We start from the raw sequence: 12,580 nt of genomic DNA on the forward strand, positions 1-12,580 counted from the left end.
CACAACCGCTTTTACCTATTTGTTTCAAAAACCTTGTATCAGAATATACATACATAGGTGCATGATTAGGCAAAAGCCGCTATAATAATGAACGGATGTTAAGAAATAGGAGCCGAACATGGTTCGACGCACAAAAGAAGACGCAATGGAGACCCGCGCCAAGTTATTAGACGCTGCTGAGGCTTTATTCAGCGAGAATGGTGTGACTCAAACGTCGATGATGCAAGTGGCTGAAAAAGCGGGTGTCACTCGCGGTGCTATCTATCACCATTTTGAAAATAAAATGGATCTCATTGAATCGTTAATGGGAAGAATTTCTCTTCCGATCGATGAAATGCGGGAACAAATAGCCGAGAGTTTAGAATTCGATGCCTTAGAAGAAGTAAAAGCCCGCTCTAAAGAATTTTTAGCTCGCGTTCAAAATGAGCCCCAGGTACGTTCTATTGCCAGCATCCTTCTTCACAAGTGCGAGTACATTGACGAAGTAAATCCTATAAAATTACGGCATGTTAGCGGTCGTAACGAATGCATTTGTGAAGTCGAAAAGTTGTTTGAATCAGCTATCCAAAAAGGTCAGTTGTCCTCAAAAGCTAGCCCCAGGGTTGCGGTTATTGGCTTGTTTTCATTAGTGGACGGCCTTATTTATAACTGGCTGCTTGCTCCGGATTACTTTCCTTTAGTGGAGTACGGCAACCAGGCTATCGATAGCTATATTAACGGGTTAGCACGCTAAGGCTCGTTGCTGTCTGCACGTCCGCGGCGCCAGCCATTGTATTTTCGGTGCACGCCGCGGGTCAAAGATTGAAAAGTATCTTCCAGTAAGTCGACACCAAGCAATACACCAACAATTACCATCGACAACACAATACTAACCCCGTACATACCAAGACCGACTGCAATGCCAATTGCCGCCAGGGCCCAGATTGTCGCCGCCGATGTGACACCAACTACAACACCGTCCCGAGCCAACATAACGCCTGCACCAAGAAAGCCAATGCCGGTAATAATTTGTCCAATGACGCGGGATGGATCGCCGCCCTGACTGACAACCGAGGAGCCACCAGTTAAAAATAGATAGGTACCTAAGATGATAAGTGCAGCGGTCCTTATACCAACCGGTTTGCCTCTAACCTGTCGCTCGAGCCCGACAATGGCACCACAGAGCAGGGCAGTGCCGATGCCATTCCATGAGTAAGGACCCAGTTCCTGAACAACTTGCCAGTCAATCACTAGCTGGCCTCTCCTTGCTCTAAAAATTGCTTAAGAAAACTTTCATCCATTGCCGCAATGCTTTCGTCATTGGCATTCGGACAGCAGGCAAACAACGGCGCAGTCCATGCCTTCACATTGCCAAGAATGTCCCGCAAGTGGCTTAGCCCCCGAATGCCCCCTAACCCCCCGGGTGAAGCAGCAGCCAATAATACCGTTTTACCGGCCCAGGCCTGCGTCTCAACCCGCGACACCCAGTCAATCGCATTTTTTATCAGTGGAGAGACCGACGAATTATATTCAGGGCTGACTAAAACCACTTTTGAGGCTGACTGAATCTTTTCAGCCAACTTTTTCATCGACTCGGGAACACCATCTGCGGCCTCTAAGTCGCCATGGTAGATCGGCGCGTCCAGCGCATCGGCATCAACGATGTCATGTCGAATGCCATGCTTATCTGCAACTTCAGCCAAACGATGTTTGAGTTTGGCATTAAGCGAGTCTTTACGACGGCTACCACCAATGAATACAACGGTCATACGATTACTATCTCCTGATTATTCGGATTGAGAACTCTTCATTGCTTCAATAAAGCGGTTTGACTCACTTACCGCCGCTTCCATGTCTTTAATTAATGCGGAAATATCATTCTGCAGATTACCAAACTCACCGCGAATAGCATCAATGGCCTTAGCATTCAGGTTATGTTTCAGATAAAGCACGTTATCCTGCATTTTATCCAGCACCGGCTGCATCTTATCTGCCGCGCGCTCCATCACCCTCAGCAACTCGGCATAACGGCGTTCCGTCTGGCGTAACTGTCGCTCACTTTCGCGACGCATAGTGTCGTTACTGTATTCACCCAGCTCTTCGCTCCATTCGTCGAATAAGTCATTAGCTACTTCGTCAACTTCGTCGATACGGCTACGAACGCTCTCTGCTGCAGATTTACTGTCTTCGTAATCATCAAGCAGCGCGTTATATTGCTTTTCCAGATTACCACCATCAATGTTTAGCATAGCGTCCAGACGCTCTAATGCAGAACGGAACTCTTCCTGAGCATCGGTTTGTGAGTCACGTGCATCATCCACTCTATCGACTAAAATATCGCGCTTTTCTACGCCAAATTTTTCCATAGTGCCATAGTAAGCACTTTGACATGCTGACAGCATGAAGACCGTTACCAACGGCAATGTCCATTTTCTCATTTGTCACCTCGTGCAGCTTTAATAATACGTTCGTCGCGTTTGTCACGGTGATAACCATGCACCGCAATAATGGCGTGAAGAATAGCGATAATATAAAGAGCTCCCAGCGCACCAAGCGAGACAATAAAAAGTACTACGCCGACAATAGCGATAACCGCATTAAATATCGCCTGAAAAATTTTACCCGTCAGTAAAATAGCGACGGGGGGAAGTAAAATAGCTAAAATATACAACATTGTGTTCTCCTTGCACTTAACATGCAGCTTACCAATTAAGAGCCATTACTTTAGAAAAAGCAAACTAAATCAGTAAGGTAAACGACTACCATCCCAATGCCATAACGCTCCGGTATTTTCCGGTTTTAAGTTTTTCACTACAGCCACAATCCGCTCTGCAGAGAGTTCAGGCGAATACAGTTTGTCGGTGGATATTCGCTCCTGAAAAGGTTCAGACAAACGAGTGTCCGTTGTCCCCGGATGTATTGCCGCCACGATCAGGTTTTTATGAGTACGCTTTAACTCTATTGACGCCGTTTTCAACAGCATATTTAACCCGGCCTTGCTTGAGCGGTAGGCGTACCAGCCGCCTAAATAGTTATCCTCAATACTGCCGACTTTCGCTGACAACTGTACCCAAAAGCGGGTCTTCTTTCTGTCAAGAATTGGCAAAAACGCCTTAAGCGCCAGCATGGGTTTCACTGCGTTAACGGAAAATAACTTATTCAAGTTGTCTGCCGTAATATCGGTCAACTTTTTCTCCGGAAAGGTTTCTTCGTCATGCAACATACCTATGGTTGAGACGACGCCACTTAACTGTTCACCGTTATTTTTAAACTCACTAACCCAGGCGCCCAGTGCTTTCTCATCGTAGTCTTCTATTCGGCAATAAGTTACATCTGACGAGTCTGTTTCCGGCACCTCAGGCTGCCGCGACAACGCGAATATCCTCTCATCGGGATATTGCTTGCTTAATTCCAGAGTGATGGCCCGACCTAATCCGCCGCCAGCACCTAATACCACCATTGCCATTTGCACGACTCTCTATCATGATAGTTATTACTTCCCTACGTGAATAAAACTGGATTAGCTCAATACACCATGAAGCAAATTGAATGGAAATCGTATTTCAACCACACCTTAGGCTTTCTAAAGTACTTTGGGCAAAGGTTTAATAGCGACAATACCAATATCACCGCCGGTCACCTGACCTACGTCAGCATGCTGTCGCTGGTACCCCTTCTAGTCGTTATGTTTACGGTTTTCTCAGCATTTCCAATGTTTGATGAGCTGAAAGAGAATCTTGAGCAGGCACTTTTTGCGAATCTCTTACCCACTTCCGGTGAACAACTGGAAGAATATCTTAACGAGTTTGTGACTAATGCCTCCAAAATGACTGCAATTGGCGTCGGTTTCCTGTTTATTGTCGCCATTATGCTCATGTCAGCCATCGATAAAGCATTGAACAGCATATGGCGGGATTCCAGCAGCAGACATTGGTTGGTTTCTTTTGCTGTTTACTGGATGCTACTTACCCTAGGTCCGGTGCTTATTGGATCGGGCTTGGCTGCAACCTCTTACTTGATGTCGCTCAGCCAGTTTGCTGATGAATATGTTTCCGGCATACAAAGCTTTGTCTTGTGGTTCGTACCCATTGTGACCTCCTTTGTATTCTTTGTGCTCATGTATCAGTTAGTGCCTAACCGTCAGGTTAAATTCCGCTACGCGGCCTTTGGGGCGGTTATTGCCGCGCTTCTGTTCGAGCTGAGTAAACAACTGTTTTCACTGTACATTACTTTTTTCCCGACTTATCAGGCCATTTACGGCGCACTGGCAACCATCCCAATTCTTATCGTATGGATATATCTGTCATGGTTAATTGTACTCATTGGTGCGGTTTTAACCGTCAGTTTAGAGGAGTACCAGTTACAGCAGCCTGAGCCGAAGTCTGATTGACCTGCTTTGCATTTTCGCCGACCATAGCCGTTCTGTTTTTGAAAGGTATGTACTCATGATCGGACTCATTCAGCGCGTTAGCCGTGCCAAAGTCACTGTTGCCGATGAACTGGTCGGTTCTATCGGGCCCGGGCTGTTAATCTTATTAGGTGTTGAACACAAAGACGACGAAGCCAGTGCTGCCAAATTAGCTCAGCGCATAGCCAATTATCGCGTGTTTAGTGACGTTGAAGACAAAATGAATAATAGTGTTATCGATGCGCAGGGCGAAGTTTTGGTGGTTTCTCAATTCACCTTAGCGGCCGATACTCGTAAAGGACGGCGTCCCAGCTTTTCTTCAGCGGCAACGCCCGACCAGGCACAGCATTTGTATCAGGTTTTTTGTGAGCAAATGGCTGCGCAAGGCTTGCCGGTAAAAACCGGGCGCTTTGCAGCAGATATGCAGGTTGAGTTGGTCAATGACGGCCCGGTCACATTTGAATTGAAGGTATAACACCTATGTATCGCGTTATTACTCCGGAAACAGACGAACAACTCGAGCGTTATTACTACCTTCGCTGGCGGGTTCTGCGCGAGCCTTTTCAACGCCCTTTAGGCTCTGAACAAGACGAATACGATCAAGTTGGTCATCACCGAATGGTAGTCAATGAAGCAGAGGAACCCGTTGCGGTTGGCCGGCTTCACTTTAACAGCCCGGAAGAAGCTCAAATACGCTTTATGGCGGTTGCTCCTGAATACCGGGGGGAAGGGCATGGGGTCGCTATTATCTACGCTCTTGAGCTTGCTGCGCGCAAAGAAGGCGCAACGCATGTGGTGATCAACTCACGCGACAACACCATTGGCTTTTATAAAAAGTGTGGTTACGACGTAGCGGAAGAAGCCGATACCGTAAATAACCCCATGGCAGAACACCATTTACGCAAGTCCTTCACTGAGTACAACCGCATTATTTATCGGCCTGAGTGGTGTACCGAGCTACAGAAAACCTGGCAGGAAGACATACCTATTTCCGACGCCATGGGCATTAAAATCCATCAGTATACCGGTCGCGTATTCGAAACCCGCGCGGTACTCTCGCGAAACATTAATGTGCACGGCACCATGTTTGCCGGCAGCATTTACTCACTGGGTACCTTAACCTGCTGGGGATTGCTGCATTTACAGCTGTTAGAGCGGGAACTGGAAGGAGCCGTGGTATTAGGCGATGGTAACATTCACTATCACAAGCCAGTTACCCAGGAACCCCGGGCAATAGCGCGTTTGAGCGACGTTACCGGTGACTTTTCCGCGTTAAAACAAGGAAAAAATGCGCGTTTAACGATTAAGGCTCAGATACTGGATGAAGAGCAGCCGGTAGCAGAATTTACCGGCCGCTTTGTGGTTCTGGCAAAACGGGACTAGCCCGCAGAATTAAACTTCAGACAAAATATGCGGTAGTTTCACCACTGCCGCCAGCTCACCATTTTGAATCAGGTCACTAGCCGCTTTAATATCCGGCGCGAAGAAGCGGTCTTCAGCATAGTACGCCACTTGCTCACGCAAACAGTTAAACGCCGTTTCAACCGCAGCAGCACCTTTCAACGGGCGACGGAAATCCAGTCCTTGTGCGGCTTCTAACCACTCAATCGCAATAATGTCACTGACGTTTTTAGCGATATCCGTTAACCGACGCGCCGCAAAGGTTGCCATAGACACATGGTCTTCCTGGTTGGCAGACGTTGGCAGACTGTCCACAGACGCCGGATGCGCCAGGGTTTTATTCTCTGACGCCAATGCCGCAGCGGTAACTTGTGCCAGCATAAAGCCCGAGTTAACTCCGCCGTCATTGACCAAAAACGCCGGTAACTTGCTTAAATGGCTGTCTATGAGCAGGGCACTACGACGCTCTGACAAGGCACCAATTTCGCTGGCAGCAATGGCCAGAATATCGGCTGCCATAGCGACAGGCTCTGCGTGGAAGTTACCACCGGAAATAATGTCCTGCTCTTCGCTGAACACCAGTGGGTTGTCAGTAACTCCGTTGGCTTCGCGCACTAAAATACCCGAGGCATGCTCAATTTGGTCTAACACCGCACCCATTACCTGAGGCTGACAACGCAGAGAATACGGGTCCTGCACTTTTTCGCAATTCTCGTGGTCTTTAGCAATTTCAGAACTGTCGGTCAGCACGTGACGAAGCATTTCGGCGGCTTTAATCTGCCCCGGTTGGCCGCGTACTGCGTGAACACGTTCATCAAACGGCGCACGCGAGCCCATAGCGGCTTCCACAGAAGTCGCACCCACCACAATGGCGGCATGGAAATTACGCTCAATGCGGAACAGTCCGGCTAGAGCTAACGCAGTCGATGCTTGAGTGCCGTTCAGTAAAGCCAGACCTTCTTTCGGTGCCAACTCAAACGGCTCAATACCCGCTATTTTCAGACCTTCCTCAGCGTTTAGCACCTTTCCGTTGTGACGAACCGTACCTTCACCCACTAATGGCAATACCATGTGCGCTAACGGCGCTAAATCACCGGATGCGCCCACAGACCCTTTTTCCGGAATGCAGGGGTACACTTCGGCGTTCAATAGCTTGATCAGCGCATCAACCAACACTTGCCGTACGCCAGAAAACCCGCGCGACAGAGAGTTAATTTTCAGTAGCAGCATTAGACGCACAACGGAGTCTTCCATTAAATCGCCGGTTCCCGCAGCGTGCGATAACACAATACGACGCTGGAGATCAGTCAAGCGCTCAGGTGGAATACGGGTATTCGCCAGCAGCCCAAAACCGGTATTAATACCGTAAACTACTCGCCCTTGCTCAAGTACATCTGCAACGGTTTTCGCCGAAGTCGCAATGTTGTCCTTAGCTTCATCAGATAGCTTTAGTGTCTGATGCTGATAAAACCAGTCGCGCAGTTCACTTAACTGCAATTGTCCTGGCTGTAATTCAAAATGACTCATGCAACCTCCTTACTTCGTATCCAGCATAGGTAAATCAAGCCCTTGTTCACGGGCGCAGTTTTTCGCAATATCGTATCCGGCATCAGCGTGGCGCATAACGCCCGTACCCGGGTCGTTCCACAGCACCCGGCCTAACCGCTTGTCAGCTTCTTCGGTACCGTCGGCTACAATCACCACACCGGCGTGCTGTGAGTAACCCATGCCAACGCCACCACCGTGGTGCAGGCTGACCCAGGTCGCGCCGCCTGCTGTATTCAGCAAAGCATTCAGCAGAGGCCAGTCCGATACCGCGTCAGATCCGTCCTGCATCGCTTCGGTTTCACGGTTAGGGCTGGCAACTGAGCCAGAATCCAAGTGGTCACGGCCGATAACAACCGGCGCTTTCAGCTCGCCGCTTTTAACCATGTCGTTAAACGCGCGGGCAATGCGGGCCCGGTCTTTAAGGCCAATCCAGCAAATACGTGACGGCAGGCCCTGGAAGCTAATGCGTTCTTTAGCCATGTCCAGCCAGTTGTGTAAGTGCTCGTTATCCGGAATCAGCTCTTTCACTTTCTCGTCGGTTTTGTAGATGTCTTCCGGGTCACCCGAAAGCGCAACCCAACGGAATGGGCCAATACCTTCACAGAACAGCGGACGAATATAAGCCGGCACAAAGCCCGGGAAGTCAAAGGCGTTATCAACACCTACGTCTTTGGCCATCTGGCGAATGTTGTTACCGTAATCCAGTACTGCCGCGCCTTCTTTCTGGAAGTGCAACATAGCGCGCACCTGCACCGCCATAGATTCTTTCGCAGCATTTACCGTACCAGTGGCATCGCTTTCCTGCTTCGCTTTGTATTCTTCCAGTGTCCAACCCTGTGGCAAATAACCATGCAGAGGGTCGTGGGCTGAGGTCTGGTCAGTCACTACGTCCGGCGTCACGCCTTGCTGCTGCAATTCCGAATAAACGTCAGCGGCATTACCCAGTAAGCCCACTGAAATGGCTTCGCCTTTTGCCATCGCATCATTAATCAGTTTTAACGCATCGTCTAAGTTAGTAGCTTTATGGTCCACATAGCCGGTACGCAGGCGAAAATCGATACGTGACTCGTCACATTCAACAGCCAACATACAAAAACCGGCCATGGTTGCCGCTAATGGCTGAGCTCCACCCATGCCACCAAGGCCACCAGTAAGTACCCACTTACCTTTTGCGTCACCGTTAAAGTGTTGACGCGAAACCGAACCAAAGGTTTCGTAAGTGCCCTGCACAATGCCTTGTGAACCAATGTAAATCCAGGAGCCTGCGGTCATCTGGCCGTACATCATCAGGCCTTTTTTATCGAGCTCGTTAAAGTGTTCCCAGTTAGCCCATTCCGGTACCAGGTTAGAGTTCGCAATCAATACTCGCGGCGCATCTTCATGGGTAGGAAACACACCCACTGGTTTACCTGACTGAATCAACAGGGATTCGTTTGGTTTCAGGCGCTCTAAAGTTTCAATAATTTTGTCATAGCATTCCCAGCTGCGCGCTGCACGACCAATGCCACCGTATACAACCAGCGCCTGTGGGTGTTCCGCCACTTCATCATCCAGATTGTTCATCAGCATCCGCTTTGCAGCTTCCACCTGCCAGTTGCAGGTGGTTAGCTCGGTTCCATGAGGGGCGCTAATTTTGCGGCTTTTATCCAAACGGGTGAATGACATGACTTACTCCTTAAAGGTTAAATGGCCGCCTAACTTAAAGCGGGAGCCCGGATGGGTCAGCGTGGCGAAAGTCACCACGCCACCTGAGCTCCAGGTGCGGCGCAAAATTCTGAGACAAGGTTCGTGACGGTCGATACTTAAGTATTGGCAGAGAGTATTGACCGGCAGAATAGCTTCAATTTGATGACTGGCTTCGGTGAGCGGACTAACCACACACAAATATTCGTGCGGGGTTACCTTGCTGTAGTCCTGCTTAAGATAATCGGGAACCAGTTTGGGGTTAACAAAACGTTCTTCCAGCTGCACCGGCAAGTCATTTTCATAGTGAGTGATTAGCGAATGAAATACCGGGCTCCCTTCTTCCAGCTCCAGCGCTTCAGCTACCTGAGTCGAGGCGGGTTGTTCTTTCAGCATATGCACTTTGGCGCGGTAATCGTGGCCACGTGAACGCACTTCATCGGCAATATTGCGAATGGCCATGAACGAGGTTTGCGATTTAATTGGCGCAACGTAGGTACCAGAGCCCTGAGTCCGAATGACCAGCCCCTCATCGGCCAGTTCCTGTAGCGCGCGTCTTGCCGTCATTCGACTGACAGAAAACTGCGCCGACAAGGCATTTTCTGAACTGACAGGGTGGTTTTCAGGCCACTCACCGGATTCTATCTTCAGATAAATATGCTGTTTTATCTTTGAGAACTTGTTCATCCCGACCCCAACATGTAAATGACATGATTCGATGTTTTTGAGGCTAAAAGTCTAGTTCAGAATAATTGTATATACAAGCAGCTTTTGCTACTCTTTTATCAGAACCAACCTTAAAGGACTGTTATGCAACGCATAGAAAATATCAACGCAGCGACAATGACTGATGATAAGGGTTATGGCCTTATCCAGGACGCTACAGTCATTATTAATAAGGGCAAAATTGAATTTGTGGGTGCCGCTTTTGACGCCCCCGCCACCCCGACTGCAGAAGTCATTGACGGTAACGGTGGTCTGCTGACTCCCGGGTTAATTGATTGCCACACTCACCTGGTATGGGCCGGATCCCGCGCTAACGAATTCGCGCAACGCCTGCATGGCGCCAGCTATCAGGAAATTGCTGAGCAGGGCGGCGGTATCAAAAGTACGGTTAAAGCCACCCGCGAGGCCTCCGCAGAAGAGTTACTGACACTGGCGTTAGAGCGCGCAGAAACGCTCATGTCACAAGGAGTTACCACCATAGAAGTGAAGTCCGGTTACGGCTTGGATCTGGAAAATGAGCGCAAACAATTAACCGTAGCGCGTCAGTTAGCCGAACAGTTACCGGTGAACATTAAAACCACTTTGCTGGCGGCACACGCAGTGCCACCTGAGTTCAAGGATAACGCCGACGGCTATATTGAAGAAATTATCCAAAACATTTTACCAACGCTGGCTAATGAAGGCCTGGTCGACGCGGTTGATGCTTTTTGTGAAAGTATTGGATTTAGCCCGGCACAAACCGAAAAAGTATTTAAAACGGCAAAAGACTTAGAACTGCCAATTAAGCTTCACGCCGAGCAAATCACCAACCAGAAAGGTGCCAAGCTGGCCGCGGATTATCAGGCATTATCGGCTGATCATCTTGAGCAACTGGATGAAGAAGGTGTTAAGGCCATGGCCGAAAATGGCACGGTGGCGGTGTTATTGCCCGGCGCATTTTACTTCCTGCGCGACACGCAAAAACCGCCAGTTGAGTTACTGCGCAAACACGGGGTGCCTATGGCTATTGCCACCGATGCAAACCCGGGTTCATCACCGATTCATAACTTACCGTTAATGCTGCAAATGGCTGCGACTTTTTTCCACATGACACCGGAAGAGTGTCTGCGGGGCGTTACCGTCAATGCAGCAAAAGCATTAGGCGAAAACCAGCGCGGCGTTATTGCAGAAGGCTGTTACGCAGATTTAGCACTATGGAGTTGCAAAGACGCCGCTGAGCTCACGTACCAGTTTGGTGTGAACCCGTTAAAAACCTTATGGTTTAACGGCGTCGCTCACGACCGTGTAAGTAAGCCGTGGTCAGCTCGCTAAGCAACTGTCCGCATATTTTCATGCCTTCGTCGAAGCCGGTACTGCACATAGAAGGAGCGGCTTCGGCAAGGTGTAAATAACGCGCTTCGTTCACCTCTGCTAAGCGCTTAACGTACTGAAAACCCTGCCCCAGACTCAAACCAACATAGTTTACGGCGCTGGCTGGTACGGCATTTAATGCATCAACATCAACTTCAATACCTAGCGGCCTCTGCCAGGACACGGCTTTTGCTACCACTTCGTCCATCACCTCAACAAATGGACGCTCATATAAGCGATGCAGTGTATGGTAACGCATGCCAGCGTCTTGCAGCTGACGCAGGCTACTGGCAGAGTTTTTGCCCTGATGCAAACCAACAATATGGTAAAACTCCAGCGCACCTTCCATATAAGCGTAACTAAAGCCATTGCCGGAGTGGCGGCCTTCGCGCGGACGAAAGTCTGCATGAGGGTCTAAATTGACCGCACCACAAGCTTCCTCTGTCACTTTATGCAAACTCTTCAGCAGCGGATACGCATTATTGTGACCCCCGCCAATAACAATCACCTCAAAACCCTGCTCGAATAACGGCGTCAGAATTTTCTCGACGCGGGCATCAACCTGCGCGCAAAGTTCACGTAAAGTGGCCAGATCATGGGCGTCTGTAGCATCGAGTTCAGCGGCCTTTTCGTTTAAGTCGTCGCAATTAACCGCTCCAACCAACAACATCTCGTGCGTGGAAAGTAACCCCGTTTTTTGCAGGTTTAAGAAGCTTTTCAAAAAAGCCTGCCAGCCGTCATCGGCACCGGCGCGACCAAGGTTGGCTCGCACACCGATACTCTCGGGAATACCGACTAATGCTACACGCTGGCCGTCTTCCCAGGCTGCCGCCAGGCTTTCTTCGTAAGTGCCCTGTTCAGAGAGCACCCGAATGGCCTGGCCAATTTTAGTTTCCTGTTCACGTACCGTGACCCATTTTGCCGGGTCGGTCAGTTCTAAGTAAGAGATGTCACTCATCATTCAATATCTAATGGTTCCGGAGACAAGATAACGCCAGTAGTATCGATATAAAGGTGGTCTTCCGGCAAAAAGGTTACGCCGCCAAAGTTTACCGGCACATTCAGTTCACCTACGCCTTCGCTAATAGCGCCAACCGGAATAGAAGCAACACCCAGAATCCCAATATCCAGCTCTTCCAGCGCGTCAACTTCGCGCACGGCGCCGTAACAGACAATGCCTTCCCAGTCGTTATCCATGGCTTGCTCAGCAATAGCTGCATCAACCAGAGCACGGCGTGATGAGCCACCACCATCAATCAATAAAATCTTCCCACCACCGTCGGCAGCAATGGTTTCCTCAATAAGCCCTTTATCTTCATGGCACTTGATAATAACCAAACTACCACCAAAAGAGTTGCGGCCTCCGTAAGACTCAAACATGGGTTCAACCACATCGACCATATCGGGGTATAAATCGCAAAGTTCTGAAGTGTTGTATTCCATGATTGTATTCCTGACGTTGCTATAGCAGTAGCTGGCAGTATA

Annotated in this window: 15 protein-coding genes; 5 read left to right on the forward strand and 10 right to left on the reverse strand. The window is 49.3% G+C overall.

Going from position 1 to position 12,580, the window contains the following annotated elements; genetic code table 11:
- Positions 1-118: 118 nt before the first annotated feature.
- Entirely contained in the window at positions 119-733 is a 615-nt protein-coding gene (locus tag B2U97_RS00385; RefSeq protein WP_011235666.1) for a TetR family transcriptional regulator, read from the forward strand.
- Here B2U97_RS00385 and B2U97_RS00390 read toward each other — a convergent pair.
- The 5 genes from B2U97_RS00390 to B2U97_RS00410 all read right to left on the reverse strand — a co-directional run bounded on the left by B2U97_RS00390 (position 730) and on the right by B2U97_RS00410 (position 3,445).
- Positions 730-1,230 (reverse strand): MgtC/SapB family protein, encoded by a 501-nt coding sequence (locus tag B2U97_RS00390; protein ID WP_011235667.1) that lies wholly within the window; start codon positions 1,228-1,230, stop codon positions 730-732. The two genes, B2U97_RS00385 and B2U97_RS00390, sit on opposite strands and share 4 nt — an antisense overlap.
- Complete coding sequence (locus B2U97_RS00395; protein ID WP_011235668.1) at positions 1,230-1,748, reverse strand: NADPH-dependent FMN reductase; 519 nt, start codon at positions 1,746-1,748, stop codon at positions 1,230-1,232. The genes B2U97_RS00390 and B2U97_RS00395 overlap by 1 nt, the downstream gene beginning before the upstream one ends.
- 18 nt (positions 1,749-1,766) lie before the next feature.
- A complete protein-coding gene (locus tag B2U97_RS00400; protein ID WP_011235669.1) occupies positions 1,767-2,417 on the reverse strand; it encodes a DUF2959 domain-containing protein in 651 nt (216 codons plus the stop codon).
- Positions 2,414-2,653, reverse strand: a complete 240-nt coding sequence (locus B2U97_RS00405) for a hypothetical protein (RefSeq protein WP_011235670.1) — start codon at positions 2,651-2,653, stop codon at positions 2,414-2,416. The genes B2U97_RS00400 and B2U97_RS00405 overlap by 4 nt, the downstream gene beginning before the upstream one ends.
- Positions 2,654-2,722: 69 nt before the next feature.
- Entirely contained in the window at positions 2,723-3,445 is a 723-nt protein-coding gene (locus tag B2U97_RS00410; RefSeq protein ID WP_011235671.1) for an SDR family NAD(P)-dependent oxidoreductase, read from the reverse strand.
- Between the two features lie 69 nt (positions 3,446-3,514).
- Between B2U97_RS00410 and B2U97_RS00415 the strand changes: the two genes are divergently transcribed.
- From B2U97_RS00415 to B2U97_RS00425, 3 genes are read left to right on the forward strand one after another with little or no spacing between them, the layout of a single operon-like run.
- Positions 3,515-4,369: a virulence factor BrkB family protein gene (locus tag B2U97_RS00415; protein ID WP_011235672.1), complete on the forward strand. Its 855-nt coding sequence runs from the start codon at positions 3,515-3,517 to the stop codon at positions 4,367-4,369.
- A gap of 55 nt (positions 4,370-4,424) precedes the next feature.
- On the forward strand, positions 4,425-4,862 hold the full coding sequence (dtd, locus tag B2U97_RS00420; protein WP_011235673.1) for a D-aminoacyl-tRNA deacylase: 438 nt from the start codon (positions 4,425-4,427) through the stop codon (positions 4,860-4,862).
- Between the two features lie 5 nt (positions 4,863-4,867).
- Complete coding sequence (locus tag B2U97_RS00425; RefSeq protein ID WP_011235674.1) at positions 4,868-5,770, forward strand: bifunctional GNAT family N-acetyltransferase/hotdog fold thioesterase; 903 nt, start codon at positions 4,868-4,870, stop codon at positions 5,768-5,770.
- A 9-nt stretch (positions 5,771-5,779) separates the two neighbouring features.
- On the opposite strand, the gene hutH is transcribed toward B2U97_RS00425, so the two are convergent.
- The 3 genes from hutH to hutC are packed head-to-tail and all read right to left on the reverse strand — an operon-like array spanning position 5,780 to position 9,706.
- Complete coding sequence (gene hutH, locus B2U97_RS00430; protein WP_011235675.1) at positions 5,780-7,315, reverse strand: histidine ammonia-lyase; 1,536 nt, start codon at positions 7,313-7,315, stop codon at positions 5,780-5,782.
- 9 nt (positions 7,316-7,324) lie between these two features.
- Complete coding sequence (gene hutU / locus B2U97_RS00435) at positions 7,325-9,001, reverse strand: urocanate hydratase (RefSeq protein ID WP_034822753.1); 1,677 nt, start codon at positions 8,999-9,001, stop codon at positions 7,325-7,327.
- A 3-nt stretch (positions 9,002-9,004) separates the two neighbouring features.
- Positions 9,005-9,706: a histidine utilization repressor gene (gene hutC, locus B2U97_RS00440; RefSeq protein ID WP_011235677.1), complete on the reverse strand. Its 702-nt coding sequence runs from the start codon at positions 9,704-9,706 to the stop codon at positions 9,005-9,007.
- 123 nt (positions 9,707-9,829) lie between these two features.
- Between hutC and hutI the strand changes: the two genes are divergently transcribed.
- Positions 9,830-11,056, forward strand: coding sequence for an imidazolonepropionase (gene hutI / locus B2U97_RS00445; RefSeq protein ID WP_011235678.1), 1,227 nt, complete (start codon positions 9,830-9,832; stop codon positions 11,054-11,056).
- Here hutI and B2U97_RS00450 read toward each other — a convergent pair.
- Together B2U97_RS00450 and rraA are read right to left on the reverse strand one after the other, a co-directional pair.
- Positions 11,007-12,056, reverse strand: coding sequence for a formimidoylglutamase (locus B2U97_RS00450; RefSeq protein WP_286830129.1), 1,050 nt, complete (start codon positions 12,054-12,056; stop codon positions 11,007-11,009). The two genes, hutI and B2U97_RS00450, sit on opposite strands and share 50 nt — an antisense overlap.
- Positions 12,053-12,538 carry a ribonuclease E activity regulator RraA gene (gene rraA, locus B2U97_RS00455; RefSeq protein WP_034822757.1) on the reverse strand — a complete coding sequence of 162 codons (486 nt, stop codon included), beginning with the start codon at positions 12,536-12,538 and terminating at the stop codon, positions 12,053-12,055. Before rraA ends, B2U97_RS00450 begins: the two co-directional genes overlap by 4 nt.
- Positions 12,539-12,580: the final 42 nt, after the last annotated feature.

This window comes from Idiomarina sp. UBA3176 (assembly GCF_002364295.1).
Lineage (GTDB): Bacteria > Pseudomonadota > Gammaproteobacteria > Enterobacterales > Alteromonadaceae > Idiomarina > Idiomarina loihiensis.

Coding starts and splice junctions, on each gene's coding strand:
- B2U97_RS00385 (WP_011235666.1), top strand. CDS start 119: ATGGTTCGACGCACAAAAGAAGACGCAATGGAGACCCGCGCCAAGTTA.
- B2U97_RS00395 (WP_011235668.1), bottom strand. CDS start 1,748: ATGACCGTTGTATTCATTGGTGGTAGCCGTCGTAAAGACTCGCTTAAT.
- B2U97_RS00400 (WP_011235669.1), bottom strand. CDS start 2,417: ATGAGAAAATGGACATTGCCGTTGGTAACGGTCTTCATGCTGTCAGCA.
- B2U97_RS00405 (WP_011235670.1), bottom strand. CDS start 2,653: ATGTTGTATATTTTAGCTATTTTACTTCCCCCCGTCGCTATTTTACTG.
- B2U97_RS00410 (WP_011235671.1), bottom strand. CDS start 3,445: ATGGCAATGGTGGTATTAGGTGCTGGCGGCGGATTAGGTCGGGCCATC.
- B2U97_RS00415 (WP_011235672.1), top strand. CDS start 3,515: ATGAAGCAAATTGAATGGAAATCGTATTTCAACCACACCTTAGGCTTT.
- dtd (WP_011235673.1), top strand. CDS start 4,425: ATGATCGGACTCATTCAGCGCGTTAGCCGTGCCAAAGTCACTGTTGCC.
- B2U97_RS00425 (WP_011235674.1), top strand. CDS start 4,868: ATGTATCGCGTTATTACTCCGGAAACAGACGAACAACTCGAGCGTTAT.
- hutH (WP_011235675.1), bottom strand. CDS start 7,315: ATGAGTCATTTTGAATTACAGCCAGGACAATTGCAGTTAAGTGAACTG.
- hutU (WP_034822753.1), bottom strand. CDS start 9,001: ATGTCATTCACCCGTTTGGATAAAAGCCGCAAAATTAGCGCCCCTCAT.
- hutC (WP_011235677.1), bottom strand. CDS start 9,706: ATGAACAAGTTCTCAAAGATAAAACAGCATATTTATCTGAAGATAGAA.
- hutI (WP_011235678.1), top strand. CDS start 9,830: ATGCAACGCATAGAAAATATCAACGCAGCGACAATGACTGATGATAAG.
- B2U97_RS00450 (WP_286830129.1), bottom strand. CDS start 12,056: ATGATGAGTGACATCTCTTACTTAGAACTGACCGACCCGGCAAAATGG.
- rraA (WP_034822757.1), bottom strand. CDS start 12,538: ATGGAATACAACACTTCAGAACTTTGCGATTTATACCCCGATATGGTC.